Source organism: Azospirillum sp. ST 5-10 (genome assembly GCF_051225715.1).
Taxonomy (GTDB): Bacteria; Pseudomonadota; Alphaproteobacteria; order Azospirillales; family Azospirillaceae; genus Azospirillum.
In genome coordinates, this window is sequence record NZ_JBPJSP010000057.1 from 1 (window position 1) to 14,706 (window position 14,706).

The 14,706-nt window shown below is 71.7% G+C and carries 14 protein-coding genes; 9 read left to right on the plus strand and 5 right to left on the minus strand.

Going from position 1 to position 14,706, the window contains the following annotated elements; genetic code table 11:
- On the minus strand, positions 1–623 hold a 623-nt coding region (locus ACSBPG_RS31300), incomplete at its 3' end, for a cbb3-type cytochrome c oxidase subunit I (RefSeq protein ID WP_435541180.1).
- A gap of 64 nt (positions 624–687) precedes the next feature.
- The gene (coxB, locus tag ACSBPG_RS31305) at positions 688–1,530 is read right to left on the minus strand and encodes a cytochrome c oxidase subunit II (RefSeq protein WP_435541181.1); all 843 of its coding nucleotides are present in this window, start codon (positions 1,528–1,530) and stop codon (positions 688–690) included.
- A gap of 481 nt (positions 1,531–2,011) precedes the next feature.
- Here coxB and thrC point away from each other — a divergent pair, with 481 nt between their 5' ends.
- The 4 genes from thrC (at position 2,012) to ACSBPG_RS31325 (ending at position 5,610) form a co-directional block, all read left to right on the plus strand.
- Positions 2,012–3,424, plus strand: a complete 1,413-nt coding sequence (gene thrC, locus ACSBPG_RS31310) for a threonine synthase (RefSeq protein ID WP_435541182.1) — start codon at positions 2,012–2,014, stop codon at positions 3,422–3,424.
- The gene (locus tag ACSBPG_RS31315) at positions 3,421–4,680 is read left to right on the plus strand and encodes a M16 family metallopeptidase (protein ID WP_435541183.1); all 1,260 of its coding nucleotides are present in this window, start codon (positions 3,421–3,423) and stop codon (positions 4,678–4,680) included. The genes thrC and ACSBPG_RS31315 overlap by 4 nt, the downstream gene beginning before the upstream one ends.
- Before the next feature lie 9 nt (positions 4,681–4,689).
- Complete coding sequence (locus tag ACSBPG_RS31320) at positions 4,690–5,280, plus strand: GNAT family N-acetyltransferase (protein WP_435541184.1); 591 nt, start codon at positions 4,690–4,692, stop codon at positions 5,278–5,280.
- 126 nt (positions 5,281–5,406) lie between these two features.
- Entirely contained in the window at positions 5,407–5,610 is a 204-nt protein-coding gene (locus ACSBPG_RS31325) for a hypothetical protein (protein ID WP_435541185.1), read from the plus strand.
- Positions 5,611–5,893: 283 nt separating this feature from the next.
- On the opposite strand, the gene ACSBPG_RS31330 is transcribed toward ACSBPG_RS31325, so the two are convergent.
- Positions 5,894–6,469, minus strand: a complete 576-nt coding sequence (locus ACSBPG_RS31330; protein ID WP_435541186.1) for a YqgE/AlgH family protein — start codon at positions 6,467–6,469, stop codon at positions 5,894–5,896.
- A gap of 153 nt (positions 6,470–6,622) precedes the next feature.
- On the opposite strand from ACSBPG_RS31330, the gene ACSBPG_RS31335 reads away from it, so the two are divergent.
- Both ACSBPG_RS31335 and ACSBPG_RS31340 read left to right on the plus strand, forming a co-directional pair.
- Positions 6,623–8,728, plus strand: a complete 2,106-nt coding sequence (locus tag ACSBPG_RS31335; protein ID WP_435541187.1) for a protein-disulfide reductase DsbD family protein — start codon at positions 6,623–6,625, stop codon at positions 8,726–8,728.
- Between the two features lie 220 nt (positions 8,729–8,948).
- Positions 8,949–9,431 carry a peroxiredoxin gene (locus ACSBPG_RS31340; RefSeq protein ID WP_435541188.1) on the plus strand — a complete coding sequence of 161 codons (483 nt, stop codon included), beginning with the start codon at positions 8,949–8,951 and terminating at the stop codon, positions 9,429–9,431.
- Positions 9,432–9,489: 58 nt separating this feature from the next.
- Here ACSBPG_RS31340 and ACSBPG_RS31345 read toward each other — a convergent pair whose 3' ends face one another.
- The gene (locus tag ACSBPG_RS31345; protein WP_435541189.1) at positions 9,490–11,811 is read right to left on the minus strand and encodes a xanthine dehydrogenase family protein molybdopterin-binding subunit; all 2,322 of its coding nucleotides are present in this window, start codon (positions 11,809–11,811) and stop codon (positions 9,490–9,492) included.
- Positions 11,812–11,963: 152 nt separating this feature from the next.
- Between ACSBPG_RS31345 and ACSBPG_RS31350 the strand changes: the two genes are divergently transcribed.
- The 3 genes from ACSBPG_RS31350 (at position 11,964) to ACSBPG_RS31360 (ending at position 14,112) form a co-directional block, all read left to right on the plus strand.
- Positions 11,964–12,662 (plus strand): SOS response-associated peptidase, encoded by a 699-nt coding sequence (locus tag ACSBPG_RS31350; RefSeq protein WP_435541190.1) that lies wholly within the window; start codon positions 11,964–11,966, stop codon positions 12,660–12,662.
- A complete protein-coding gene (locus tag ACSBPG_RS31355) occupies positions 12,640–13,206 on the plus strand; it encodes a thermonuclease family protein (protein ID WP_435541191.1) in 567 nt (188 codons plus the stop codon). Before ACSBPG_RS31350 ends, ACSBPG_RS31355 begins: the two co-directional genes overlap by 23 nt.
- A gap of 129 nt (positions 13,207–13,335) precedes the next feature.
- A complete protein-coding gene (locus ACSBPG_RS31360; RefSeq protein WP_435541192.1) occupies positions 13,336–14,112 on the plus strand; it encodes a PhyR family response regulator anti-anti-sigma factor in 777 nt (258 codons plus the stop codon).
- Positions 14,113–14,172: 60 nt separating this feature from the next.
- Here ACSBPG_RS31360 and ACSBPG_RS31365 read toward each other — a convergent pair whose 3' ends face one another.
- A complete protein-coding gene (locus tag ACSBPG_RS31365; protein WP_435541193.1) occupies positions 14,173–14,427 on the minus strand; it encodes a GlsB/YeaQ/YmgE family stress response membrane protein in 255 nt (84 codons plus the stop codon).
- Positions 14,428–14,706 lie beyond the last annotated feature (279 nt).

The window sequence follows — 14,706 nt, forward strand, 5'->3', positions numbered from 1 at the left end:
GTCATGCCGGGGGCGCGCATGTTGAAGATGGTGGTGATGAAGTTGACCGCGCCGAGGATCGACGAGGCGCCGGCCAGGTGCAGGGCGAAGATCGCCATGTCCACCGACGGGCCGGCGTGGCCGGTGACGCTGGACAGCGGCGGGTAGATGGTCCAGCCGGTGCCGGCGCCGGGGCCGACGAAGGCCGAGCTCAGCAGCAGCAGGAAGGCCGGGACGATCAGCCAGAAGCTGATGTTGTTGAGGCGCGGGAAGGCCATGTCGGGGGCGCCGATCATGAGCGGCACGAACCAGTTGCCGAAGCCGCCGATCAGCGCCGGCATGACCACGAAGAACACCATGATCAGGCCGTGGGCGGAGATCAGCACGTTCCACACCTGGCCGTCGGCGATGAACTGCATGCCCGGCTCCTGCAGCTCGGCGCGCATGATCACCGAGAACAGGCCGCCGATCAGGCCGGCGATCACCGAGAAGATCAGGTAGAGCGTCCCGATGTCCTTGTGATTGGTGGAGAAGAACCAGCGCTCGACGAAGCCTGGCGTGTGGTGGTCGTGGTGCGCCTCGCCGTGCGCGCCGGCCCCCGCTCCCGGATGGGGGGCGTGGTTCCCCGTGGTTCCGTTGCCCATATCTCGTCCCTCTTATCGGCCCTCGGCCGTGCTTGTCTCTGGCTGTCGATCGGCGGATGGCGTGTCAGCGGGCGGGCAGCGCCTGCGCGACTTCCCGGTCCTCGGCGGGGCCGAAGGCGACCTTGGCCTGCTCGACCCACTGCGCGAACTTCTCCTTGGACACGGCCTCGATGGCGATCGGCATGAAGCCGTGGTTGACGCCGCAGATCTCCGAGCACTGGCCGTAGTAGACGCCTTCCTTCTCGATCCGCACCCACGTCTCGTTGAGACGGCCGGGCACGGCGTCCTTCTTGATGCCGAAGGCGGGCATCGCCCAGGAGTGGATCACGTCGCCGGCGGTCACCTGGACGCGCACCGTGGTGTCGACCGGCAGGACGACGCGGTTGTCCGTCTCCAGCAGGCGCGGCTGGCCCGGCTTCAGGTCCTCCTCCTGCACCATGTAGCTGGAGAAGGCGATGTTGCCGTGGTCGGGGTACTCGTAGTCCCAGTACCACTGGCGGCCCGTCACCTTGAGCGTCATCTCGGCTTCGGGAACCTGCTCGAGGAAGTAGAGGACACGGAACGACGGCACGGCGATCACCACCAGGATGATCACCGGCAGCACGGTCCAGGCGACCTCGAGCAGGGTGTTGTGGGAGGTCTTGGTGGCCTGCGGGCTCCGCTTGGCGCTGAAGCGAACGATGACGTAGCCCAGCAGCGCCAGCACGAACACCGAGATCACGGTGATGACCACCAGCAGCAGGCTGTGGAAGCTGGTGAGCTGGTCCATGACCGGCGACGCGTTGTCCTGCAGGCCCATCTGCCAGGGGCGGGGCTGATCGGCGAGCGCGCCAGACAGTCCGCCACACAAACCGAAAGCGCAAGAAAGCGCCGCCACGCCGGCGGCGCGGATGGTGTGCCTCTTCATCCCCAACCCTTCTCGTTGCCGTGGTCCTCGGTGCGGACCACGAACGTCCCGTCCCGTGAACCCGTACGGTCGCCCCTGTTGTCGCGGCCCCGTTCTCGGGGCTCGGCCGGGCGTATCCGGCGGGTCGTCTCTGCCTCGCGGAAAATAACCACACTCGTGCGACAAATTCCCGCAGTTCAAATTTAGCCCTTTCGAGTGACGGCTTACAAGGCTTTCCATGCGCCCGCCGCGGCACCATGCCGCACAGCGGAAACCCCGGCAAACCGCGCCCGACGGATTGTTGAGCTTGGGAGTGGGGTTTGTAGTGCGACAGGTTGCCGCAGAGCAAGCGCGTTGGTTCGCGCCACCCCGTTCGGGCAGGCTCGGGTGCGGGGAACGCCACCCCGCGACGCGGCGCAGGGCGGCGTCCCGGTGGTGCCGCTTGCTAAGAGCGATCCGCAGTCGCTAATTTCCCTCCCTCATTCCGGTGGGAGAGTGGTCGTTGCGGTACGTCAGCACGCGGGGCGCGGCCCCGGCCCTGGGCTTCGAGGATGTCCTTCTGACCGGGCTCGCCCGTGACGGTGGGCTCTACGTGCCGGAGAGCTGGCCGCAGTTCTCGGCCGCCGAGATCCGGGCGATGCGCGGCCTGCCCTATGTGGAGGTGGCGGTCCGGGTGATGCTGCCCTTCCTTGGCGGCGCCATCGCCGAGGACGACTTCCGCGCCCTGGTGCGCGACGCCTACGCCGAATTCGACCACGCCGCGGTGACTCCGCTGGTCCAGCTCGACCAGCGCACCTGGGTGCTGGAGCTGTTCCACGGCCCTACGCTCGCCTTCAAGGACGTGGCGCTGCAGCTGCTGGGCCGCCTGTTCGACCATGTGCTGGCCAAGCGGGGCGAACGGGTGACGGTGGTCGGCGCCACCTCCGGCGACACCGGCTCGGCCGCCATCGAGGCCTGCCGCGACCGCGCCAACGTCGACATCTTCATCCTTCACCCGCGCGGCCGCACGTCGGAGGTGCAGCGCCGGCAGATGACCAGCGTGCTGTCGTCCAACGTGCGCAACGTCGCGCTCGAAGGGACGTTCGACGACTGCCAGGATCTGGTGAAGGCGATGTTCAACGACACGGCCTTCCGCGACCGTCTCGGCCTGTCGGCGGTGAATTCCATCAACTGGGCGCGCATCATGGCCCAGATCGTCTATTACTTCGCCGCCGCGGTGGCGCTGGGGGCGCCGGACCGGCCGCTCGCCTTCGTGGTGCCCACCGGCAACTTCGGCAACGTCTACGCCGCCTACGGCGCGCGGGCCATGGGCCTGCCCGTCGAGCGGCTGGTGGTGGCCTCCAACTCCAACGACATCCTGGCGCGCTTTTTCGAAAGCGGGACCATGGCGACGGTGCCGGTGACGCCTACCTTGAGTCCCAGCATGGACATCCAGATCTCGAGCAACTTCGAGCGCCTCCTCTTCGACCTGCACGGCCGCGACGGCGCCGCCGTCGAGGAGACGATGCGCCGCTTCCGCGCCGACGGCCGCTTCGCCGTGACCGACGCCCAGCTCGGCGACGCCCTGGGGGTCTTCGCCGGCCACCGGGTCGACGAGGAGACCACCATGGCCACCATCGCTGACATCTGGGCGAGGACCGGCGGCTACGCCGTCGATCCGCACACCGCCGTCGGCGTCGCCGCGGCCCGCGCCGTCGCGCGCGACCCGGCGGTGCCGGCCGTCGTGCTGGCGACCGCCCATCCCGCCAAGTTCCCGGACGCGGTGGAGTCCGCCACCGGCCGACGCCCGGCGCTGCCGCCGCGGCTGGCCGACCTGTACGAGCGCGAGGAGCGGCTGGACGTGCTGCCCAACGACCTCGCGACCGTCCAGGACTACGTCGTCCGCCACGCCCGCGCCGCCACGGAGACCGCATGAACAGCGTCCGCATCACCACCCTCGGCAACGGCCTGCGGGTCGCCACCGACACCATGCCCGGCGTGCAGACGGTCTCGCTCGGCTGCTGGGTCGGTGTCGGCACCCGCAACGAGGCGGCGGCGGTCAACGGCGTGGCCCACCTCGTCGAGCACATGCTGTTCAAGGGCACCGAACGCCGCTCCGCCTACCGCATCTCGGAGGAGATCGAGGACGTCGGCGGCCAGCTCAACGCCTACACCACGCGCGAGCACACCGCCTACTACGCCAAGGTGCTGCACGAGGACACCGCACTCGCCCTCGACATCATCGCCGACATGCTGCAGCACTCGGTGCTCGACGAGGAGGAGCTGGTGCGCGAGCGCACCGTCGTGCTGCAGGAGATCGGCCAGGCCGCCGACACCCCCGACGACATCATCTTCGACCATTTCCAGGCCACCGCCTTCCCCGGCCAGGCGATCGGCCGGCCGGTGCTGGGGTCGGCCGAGATCGTCGGCGCGCTGCCGCGGGCGGCCCTGGTCGACTACGTCGGGCGGCACTATTCCGGACCGTCGATCGTGCTGTCGGCGGCCGGCCGGATCGACCACGACCGTTTCGTGGCGCTGGCGGAGAAGGCCTTCGCCCACCTGCCGTCGACGCCGCTGCCCGAGGTGGAGCCGGCGCGCTACGCCGGCGGCGACTTCCGCGAGGAGCGCGACCTGGAGCAGCTCCACGTGGTGCTCGGCTTCGACGGGGTGGGGGTGCACGACCCCGACTTCTACGCCCATTCCGTGCTGTCGACGCTGCTCGGCGGCGGCATGTCGTCCCGTCTCTTCCAGGAGGTGCGGGAGAAGCGCGGGCTGGTCTATTCCATCTACAGCTTCTCCGGTGGTTACCGCGACGGCGGTGTCTTCGGCGTCTACGCCGGCACCGGCGACCAGGAGGTGACGGAGCTGATCCCGGTGGTCTGCGAGGAGATCCGCAAGGTCGGCGACGCGGTGAGCGCGGACGAGGTGGCGCGGGCCCGGGCGCAGCTCAAGGCCGGTACGCTGATGGCCCTGGAGAGCAGCATGTCGCGCTGCGAGCAGCTCGGCCAGCAGCTCCTGACCTATGGACGGCCGGTGCCGGTGGAGGAGATCGTCGCCCGCATCGACGCCGTCGACTGCGACTCGGTGGGCCGCGTCGCGCGGCGCCTGCGGTGCAGCCGCCCGACCGTGACGGCGCTGGGGCCGCTGGCGCGGCTGGAGAGCTATGACCGCATCGCCGCGCGTCTGGCCTGAGAGCCGTCGATGATGCGCCTGCTGGGGAGCGGGCTCATCAGCCCGCCCGCCGTCAGGCTCGACGGCCCGCTGTGCTTCATCCGCCCGCCCCTGCCGCGGGACTGGCGCGAGTGGGCCGACCTGCGGGCCGTCTCGCGCGGCTTCCTGACGCCGTGGGAGCCGACCTGGCCGGCCGACGCCCTCACCCGCACCGCCTTCGCCCGGCGCCTGCGCCGCCAGGCCCAGGAGTGGCGCGACGACGAAGGATACAGCTTCCTCGTGTTCGAGCGCGCCGGCGGACGGCTCGTCGGCGGCATCGGCCTGTCCAACGTCCGGCGCGGCGTGGCGCAGATGGCGACGCTGGGCTATTGGGTCGGCCAGCCCTTCGCGCGCTCCGGCTACATCTCCGGCGGCACCCGGCTGGTGCTCGACTTCGCCTTCGGCCAGCTCGGCCTGCACCGGGTGGAGGCGGCCTGCCTGCCCTCCAACCTGCCGAGCCGCGGCCTGCTGGAGAAGGTCGGCTTCACCCACGAGGGTTACGCCCGCGGCTACCTGCGCATCGACGGCTCGTGGAGCGACCACGTGCTCTACGCGATCCTCCAGGAAGAGTGGCACGGCTGACACGGTCGCCGTCGGACGGGGTAGCCTACCCCCAGTGCGGGGTTGGTCGGAGCGCCCCTCTTAAACAAGCTTTAACCCTTGGGGACTACCATTCCAGGCAACATTCGCTCGATTATCGAGGCTGTTATGACAGAAAAGTTCACGTGGACGCAGGAGTCGGCGCGCCACTTCTCGCTGCGGCGCGGTGCCAAGCAGGTCGATCTGCGCTATGAGGAGGCCGGGTTCCAGAGCAGCTGGGCCGTTTACGACGGCCCGCGCCTGGTCAGCCGCCTTCCCGAATTCATGCAGGCGCGCGGCGTCGCGCTGGAACTCGCCTCCGGCCGCGCCTGAACGCCGGCCCTTCCCGTTTCATACGGTCGGACCCGGGGGCGGACCCGTTCCGCATCGGCTCGGCGGATGAAGGCGTCGACGCCATCGCCGATTTCACGCTCGGGGCCGAACGTCGCCCAGCACCGGCCGTCGACCGCCGACGCCGCCTTCGTCTTCGACACGGCCCCGGGCGTCCTGTCTTCGACGCCGACGGCAACGGAGCCGGCGTGGCGGCGGCGCTGGCGCGGATCGAGATCGGCCCCCCGGGCGCGAGGACATCCTGGTGCTGGCCGGCTGATCCGGCTCAGGCGTGCCCGGCCTCGCCGGACAGCATGGAGACGCTGACGCCCAGCTTGGCGATGGAGCGCTCCCACTTGGTGTCGAGATCCTGGTCGAACAGCAGCTTCTCGTCGCACGGCACGTTGAGCCAGCCGTTGGCCTGCATCTCCGCGTCGAGCTGGCCGGCCCCCCAGCCGGCGTAGCCGAGCAGCAGGATGCTCTGCTTCGGGCCGCGGTCCTCGGAAATGGCGCGCAGGATGTCGATGGTGGCGGTGAGCGCCACGTCGTCGTCCACCAGAAGCGTGCCCTCGCGCACGTAGTCGGTGGTGTGCAGCACGAATCCGCGGCCCGATTCCACAGGACCGCCATAATGCACCGGCATGTTGACGCCGGAGGTGGCGTGCTCGATGCCGAGCTGGTCGAGCAGGTCGGTGAAGGTGATGGAGCCGAACAGCTTGTTGACGACCAAGCCCATAGCGCCGTCGGCGTTGTGGGCGCACACGTAGATGACGGTGCGCTGGAACCGCGGATCGGACATCGTCGGCATGGCGATGAGGAGTTGGCCGGTGAGGTACTCGGGGGGCTTGGTCGAGTACGGCATGGGCGGTTATCCTTCTTTCCTGGGCGGGAAAGCCCGGGGCTCCGGTCCCCCGCGGCCGCCGTCACCGAGTGTGACAGCACGGGACGAAGCTTGTCACCAATTATAGGGAGCGGCCGACGCCGCTTCGATAGCAGATAGAGAACAGCGCCCGCGATGAAAAGGTTTGCCGTCGCCATCCTTTCGTTCCTGCTCCTCGGCCTTCCGGGGACGGCGCTCGCCGCCGCCGGCCCGTGGAGCAAGGCCGGCCCGGTCGAGGCGCGTCTGATCGCCGCCGTCGAGGCGACGGGGGAGGGGGGGCGCATCCCGCTGGCGCTGGAGGTCCGGCTGGAGCCGGGCTGGAAGACCTACTGGCGCTCGCCCGGCGACGCCGGCCTGCCGCCGCGCCTGGCGTGGGACGGCTCGGCCAACCTGAAGGACGCGACCCTGCGCTATCCGGCGCCGCACCGCATGACGACGCTCGGCATCGAGACGGTCGGCTACGAGGACGAGGTCGTCTTTCCCATCGACGCCGTGCCGGACGTCCCCGGCGCTGCGGTCGACCTGCGCGCCGCCGTGGACCTGCTGGTCTGCGCCGAGCTGTGCATTCCGCAGCGGGTCGACGTGTCGCTGGCGCTGCCCTCCGGGCCGGCGACTCCGGGGCCGGAGGCCAACACGGTGGCGCGCGCCGAATCGAGCGTGCCCGGCGACGGCCGGGCCGCCGGGCTGGAGGTCCGCGCCATCGGCGCCGACGGGGCGGTGCTGGCGGTGCAGGTGGCGGCGCGCGAGCCGCTGGTGTCGCCCGACGTCTTCGTCGAGATGGACCCGCCCGTCGCCTTCACGGCGCCCGAGGTGAGCTTCTCCGACGGCGACCGGGTGGCGACGCTGCGCCTGGAGGCGTCGCAGCCGCCGGCCGGCCTGGACCTCGCCGGCCGCGCGGCGATGGTGACGGTGGTGGACGGCGCCCGAGCCATGGAAGCGGCGGCGACCGTCGCCGCGGGGGTGCCGGCGGGCGGCACGGCCCGCCTCGCGCCGGGCGGGGCGCCGGCGCCGGCCCTCTTGCCGATGCTGGCGGTGGCGCTGCTGGGCGGCCTCATCCTCAACCTGATGCCCTGCGTGCTGCCGGTCCTGTCGCTGAAGCTGGTGTCGGTTGTGCAGCACGGCGGCGCCGGCCGCGCGCCGGCCGCGGTGCGGGCCGGCTTCCTGGCGAGCGCCGCGGGGATCGTCGCCTCGTTCCTGGTGCTGGCGGCGGCGATGATCGGGCTGAAGGCGGCGGGGGCGTCGGTGGGCTGGGGCATCCAGTTCCAGCAGCCGCTGTTCCTGGTCTTCATGGTGGTCCTGGTGACCCTGTTCGCCGCCAACCTCTGGGGGCTGTTCGAGATTCCGCTGCCGCGCCTGATCGCCGACGCGCTGGCCGGTCCCGAGGAGGGGCACGGGCTGGCCGGTCCCTTCGTGACCGGCGCCTTCGCCACCCTGCTGGCGACCCCGTGCTCGGCTCCGTTCCTCGGCACCGCCGTCGGCTTCGCGCTGGCCAACGGGCCGCTCGAGATCGTCATGGTCTTCGCGGCCCTCGGCGTCGGCCTGGCGCTGCCCTACCTGCTGGTCGCGGCGTTTCCCGGCCTGGCGCGGCGCCTGCCGCGGCCGGGGCGGTGGATGGTCGGCCTGCGCCGGGTGATGGGCGGCGCGCTGGCCCTGACCGGGGTGTGGCTGCTGACGGTGCTGGCGGTGCAGGTCGGCGGCGCGGTGGCCGGCCTGGTGGCGGCGCTGATGGTCGCCCTGCTGCTGGTGCTCGCCCTGGGCCGGATGCTGCACCGGCGGATGCGCTGGGCCGGGGCGGCCCTGGCGGGCCTGGTGACGCTCGCCGCCTTCGTCGTTCCGGCCCACTTCGGCCAGGAGGCCGACGCCGCGCCGGTCGCCGGGGCGGCGGAATGGGCCGTCTTCGACGAGGCCGCCATCGGCGGCCTGGTGGCGGCGGGGCGGACGGTCTTCGTCGACGTCACCGCCGACTGGTGCATCACCTGCCAGGCCAACAAGAAGCTGGTGGTGGAGCGCGGCGCGGTGGCCGAGCGGCTGCGCGCCGCCGACGGCGGCATCGTCGCCATGCGGGCCGACTGGACCAGGCCGGACGAGCGGATTTCCGCCTATCTCGCCCGCTACGGCCGTTACGGCATTCCCTTCAACGTCGTCTACGGCCCGGGCGCCCCCGACGGCGTGGTCCTTCCCGAACTCCTGAGCGAGGGGGCGGTGATCGACGCCCTCGACCGCGCCGCCGGCCGTCCATAAGCAGGATGTCCGGGTCCGCCCACCGTGGGCGGACCCGGACATCCTGCAAGACCACGGAGTCCGCACGTTCGCCCCGGCCGGGCCACGGTGGCCCGGCCGGGGCAAACGTGCTTATAGGCTTATCCCGTCTGGCGGAACGGCCGCGACGGACCTTGCCGGGGGGCGGGACGGCCGTTAGAACCTGTCGGCGGGACACAACACCGAATCAGGGAGAGACCCCATGTCCATCCAGGTTGGCGACACCGTTCCCTCCGTCACGCTGAAGCACCTGACCGACAACGGCATGCAGGAGATCACCACCGACGAGATCTTCAAGGGCAAGACGGTCGTCCTGTTCTCGGTGCCGGGCGCCTTCACGCCGACCTGCTCGATGAAGCACCTGCCGGGCTTCGTGCAGCAGGCCGAGGCCCTGAAGGCCAAGGGCGTCGACACCGTCGTCTGCCTCGCCGTCAACGACCCCTTCGTGATGAAGGTGTGGGGCGAGAAGAGCGAGACCGACGGCAAGGTGCTGATGCTGCCGGACGGCAACGCCACCTTCACCCAGGCGCTCGGCCTGACCATGGACGGCTCGGGCTACGGCCTCGGCACCCGCGGCCAGCGCTTCGCCCTGGTGGCCAAGGATGGCAAGGTGACCCATCTGGCGGTCGAGGCGCCGGGCAAGTTCGAGGTCTCCTCGGCCGACGCGATCCTCGCCGCGCTGTGACGCGACGCCCGCCCACCCGCCCGGCGGTGCCGGGCGGGTGGGCGGGTGAGGGCGGCGGTCACGCCGCCTGGCGGCCCCGCGCGTTCCGGATCAGCCGCCACAGGTATTCCGGCGTCGCCGGCATGTCGAGGTGGGCGATCCCGTACTCGGCCAGCGCGTCGACGATGGCGTTGACGATGGCCGGCGGGGCACCGATCGCCCCGGCCTCGCCGGCGCCCTTCATGCCGAGCGCGTTGGTGGCGCAGGGCACGCAGTTCAGCTCCACCGTCACCGGCGGCGCGTCGGCGGCGCGGGGCAGCCCGTAGTCCATGAGGGAGCCGGTGAGCAGCTGGCCGGACTCGGGATCGAACACCACCCGCTCGTGCAGCGCCTGGCCGATGCCCTGGACCACGCCGCCGTGGACCTGGCCCTTCAGCAGGAGCGGGTTGACCACGGTGCCGAAGTCGTCGACCACGGTGTAGCGCGCCACCTCGACCATCCCGGTGTCGGGATCCACCTCGACCTCGCAGACGTGGCAGCCGTTGGGGAAGGTGTCGGCCGGCGGCGACCAGCGGGCGCGCTCGGAGAAGGCCACGGCGCCCATCCCGGCCGCCTTCTCGGCGACCTGCTTCAGCGACACCGTGCGGTCGGTGCCGGCGATGGTGAAGACGCCGCCGGCGAACTCGAGATCGACGGCGGCGGCCTCCAGCAGCTCGGCGGCGACGTCGGTGGCCTTGGCGACCACCTGGTCGATGCCCTTCGACAGGGCCGCGCCGCCCACCGGGACCGAGCGCGACCCGCCGGTGCCGCTGCCCCAGGAGACGCGGTCGGTGTCGCCCTGCACCACCTCGATGTCGCCGGGGGCGATGCCGAGGCGGTCGGCGAGGATCTGCTTGTACGCCGTCTCGTGGCCCTGGCCGTTGCTCTGGGTGCCGATCATCAGAACGGCGCGGCCGTCCTTCAGGATCTCCACCGTCGCCTGCTCCGGACCGCCGCCGGCGCACGCCTCGATGTAGGTGGAGATGCCGATGCCGCGGCGGCGGCCGCGCGCCCGGGCCTCGGCCTTGCGGGCGTCCGCTCCGGCGACGTCGGCCAGCCGCAGCGCGTCCTCGAGGTTCCGCGCGAAGTCGCCGCTGTCGTAGGTCTTGCCGAGCGGCGTGGCGTAGGGCATGGCGTCCGGCGGGATGAAGTTGCGCCGGCGGATCTCCGCCGGGTCCAGCCCCGCCGCGCGCGCCGCGTGGTCGACCGAGCGCTCCAGCGCGTACGCCGCCTCCGGGCGGCCGGCGCCGCGGTAGGCGTCGACCGGCTGGGTGTTGGTGTAGACGCCCTTCACCCGGACGTACAGGAGGGGCGTGCGGTAGCAGCCGGCGAACATCGGCGCGTACAGGTCGGTCGGCACGAAGGGCCCGTAGTTCGAGAGGTAGGCGCCCATGTTGGCCAGCGTGTTCACGCGCATCGCCAGGAACCGGCCGTCCTTGTCGAGCGCCAGTTCGGTGCGGGTCAGGTGGTCACGCCCGTGGTCGTCGCTGAGGAAGGCCTCGGTGCGTTCGGCGGCCCACTTGACCGGCCGGTTCAGCCGGCGCGCCGCCCACAGGCAGGCGGCGTATTCCGGATACATGAACAGCTTCATGCCGAAGCCGCCGCCGACGTCGGGGGTGATGACGCGGATGCGGTCCTTGGGCAGCTTGAACAGGGCGTCGGCGAGCTGGGCGCGCATGCTGTGCACGCCCTGGCTGGAGACGTAGAGGAGCAGGCGGCCGGTCTCCTCCTCCACCGCGCCCACGCAGGCCCGTCCCTCCATCGGGTTGGCGACCACCCGGTTGTTGACGAGGTCGAGCGCCACCACCCGGGCCGCCCCGGCGAAGGCCGCCTCCACCGCGGCGGCGTCGCCCTTCTCCCAATCGAAGGCGAGGTTGCCCGGCACCTCGTCCCACAGCTGCGGCCGGTCCGGCTCCAGCGCCTCGGCGAGGCCGGTGACGGCCGGCCGGTCCTCGTAGTCGACCATCACCAGTTCGGCGGCGTCGCGCGCGGCGTCCAGGGACTCCGCCACCACCATCGCCACCGCCTCGCCGACGTGGCGCACCCGGTCGCGGGCGAGCACCGGGCGCGGCGGGGTCGCCATGGCGCTGCCGTCGCGGTTCCTGACCGTCGCCTGGCAGGGAATGGCGCCGATGCCGTCGGCGTCGAGGTCGGCGATGGTGAAGACGCCGAGCACGCCGGGCGCGGCGGCCGCCTCGGCCGTGTCGACGCCGTGCACGAGCGCGTCGGCGTGGGGCGAGCGGACGAAGGCCGCCCAGGTCTGGCCGGGCAGGGAAACGTCGTCGGTGTAGCGGCCGCGGCCGGTGAGCAGCCGCGGGTCCTCGGTGCGGGGGACGGCCTGTCCGATGCCGAATTTCTGCATGATGGGCGTCTCGCTGCGTGGTGGCTCCCGGGCAACATAGGTCCCCGCGCCGCGGCGGGAAAGGCCCGCGGCGGCCGCGCCGGACGGACCCTTCCGGCCGGTGCCGTTCGGCCGGGTTGCCAAGCCGGCGCGAACCCGACAAGCTGCCCGCCATGTGCGGACGCATCCTCCTGGCGACACCGCTCGCCGAACTGCAGCGGGCCTTCGGCTTCGCCGAGCGGCCGAACCTGGCGCCCCGCTACAACATCGCTCCCACCCAGGACGTCGCCACCGTGCGCCTGGAGGGCGGCGCCCGTCGCTTCGCCGCGGCGCGCTGGGGACTGGTGCCATCCTGGGCCAAGGACCCCTCCGTCGGCTCCCGGATGATCAACGCCCGCGGCGAATCCGTGGCGGAGAAGCCGGCGTTCCGCGCGGCGTTCCGGCAGCGGCGCTGCCTGGTGCCCGCGGACGGCTTCTACGAGTGGCTGGCCGTCGACGGCGGCAAGCGCAAGCAGCCCTACGTCATCCGCCGCCCCGACCGGACCCCCTTCGCCCTGGCCGGCCTGTGGGAGCGCTGGCCGGGCCCCAGGGGCGAGCCGCTGCCGGCCCCGCTGGAGACCGTGACCATCGTCACCACGGTGGCGAACGCGGCGCTGGCGCGTCTGCACGACCGCATGCCGGTGGTGCTGGACCCGGCCGACTACGACCGTTGGCTCGATCCGGCGACCCCGCTGCCGGACGTCGCGGCGTTGCTGCGGCCGGCCCCCGACGCCGCCCTGGAGGCGCAGCCGGTGTCGCCGCGCGTCAACAACGTGCGCCACGACGATCCCGGCTGCATCGAGCCCTTCGATGCCCAACCGTCCCTTCTCTGAGCGGGCCGTCCTGGCCGCGGTCGTGGCCGTGGTCGTGGCCGTGGCCGTGGTCGTGCTGGCGGCGGGCGTCCCGCCGGCGGCGGCGCAGGGCGGCGGCACGCCCAACTACCCGAACACCCGCATGACGGGGGAGGCGGTGGCGCTGGAAGGGGACCTGCTGGCGGTCGCCGGCACGCCGGTGCGGCTCATGGGCATCGACGCGCCCGATCCCGGCCAGACCTGCCAGAACCGCTACGGCAGCTCCTTCGACTGCTTCCGCATCGCCACCGCCGTGCTGGAGACGATGGTGAAGGGGAACGAGGTCGACTGCACCGTCGCCGAGCGGGACCGCAACGGCCGGCTCATCGGCGAGTGCCGTGTGCGCGGCGTCAACCTCGGCGCGGCGATGGTGTCGCGCGGCTGGGCCTTCGCCTACCGCAGCCTGACCTCGGCCTACCAGAAGAGCGAGGCCTACGCCCAGAGCAAGCGGCTGGGGCTGTGGTCGGGCAGGATCGAGAAGCCGTGGCAGTGGCGTTCGCGCCGGCTGCGCGAGGAGGCGCGGTGATCCATTCCCCATCGGATAGGCGGGGGTCGGCCATTTTTCCGGTTCGCGCCCCTTCGGCGCCGTGATAGGTTAACGACCGGTTAATCGCGCCGGCCGGAGCGGGCGCCAACGGGCACGAAACGGTAGGATATGCGAGTCTATTCACGACAGCTCTACGAGCATCTGCCCTATTTGCGGCGCTACGCGCGCGCCCTCACCGGGGCGACCGAAAGCGGCGACGATCTCGTGACCGGCGCGGTCGAGGTGGCCGTCATGGCGCCGACCCGCTTCGGTCTGGCCGACGGATCGCGGGCGGCGCTGTATGCGCTCCTGCATCTGCTGTTCGACGAGGACGGGGGCCGTCCCGCGGCGTCGCCCCATCCCATCGAGCGGGCGCTGGCGTTGCTGCCGGAGGATCAGCGGCGCGTCTATCTGCTGGCGACCCTCGAGGGACTGGGGGCGGCGGAACTGGCGAAGGTCATGCAGATCACGCCCGCCGGCGCCGCGGACATGCTGAACCGGGCGCGCGACGCCGTGCGCGACGCCCTGACCCAGCGTGTGCTGGTGGTGGAGGACAACCCCATCCTGGCGATGGAGATCGGATCGGTGGTCGCCGACATGGGGCACGTCCTGTGCGGCACGGCGGCCAACGAGCGGGAGGCGCTGGAGCTGCTGCAGTCGGCGCAACCCACCTTGGCGCTGCTCGACGTGCGGCTGGCGGACGGCGACAACGGCATCGCCATCGCCCGCCGCCTGCGCGAGCAGCGCACCTTGCGCACCATCTTCGTCACCGCCTTCGACGGCGACCTGGAGGAGCTGGGAGCGCGGCACCTCGGCCAGATCGTCCGCAAGCCCTTCACCGGGGCCGCCATCCGCGACGCCATCTCGCGCGTCGTCTTCATGCCCACCCCCGTCGCCCGCGCCTGAGGGCCGGCGCCTGTGGGCCGGGGGCGGGGGCGGCGCCGCAGGCGCCGCCCGGCCGTCACCTCAGGTGGTGCGGCGCCCGGCGACCATCCGGTAGATCGCCAGGATGATGAAGGCGCCGACGATGGCGCCGATCAGGCCGGCCCCTTCACCCGCCCGGTACCAGCCGACGGCGGCGCCCAGCCAGGTGGCGAGGAACGCACCGGCGATGCCCAGCAGGGTCGTGATGATGAATCCGCCGGGATCGCGCCCGGGCATCAGCAGCTTGGCGATGACGCCGGCGACCAGGCCGATGATGATCGTCCAAAGGATTTCCATTCCGCTCTCCCTCCGTATGGGGGCCAAGTCAATGCCCGGAGGTTTAACGGCGGGAATGCGCTTTGGTTCACGTCCCAGAGGGCGGTGCGCCGGGAATCGGACGGGGTATCGTTTCCTGGCCGGCGCGACATCGGAACGCGAAGGGCGGACGAGTCAAAGGCCGCGGAACCTTCACTCTCCGGACGTTCGCGTTCCGGGCCCGGCCTATCCCCGCAGGCGGGCGATGTTCGCGGCGTACGTGTCCGGGCCGCCGGCGAAGGTGGCGGTGCCGGCGACCAG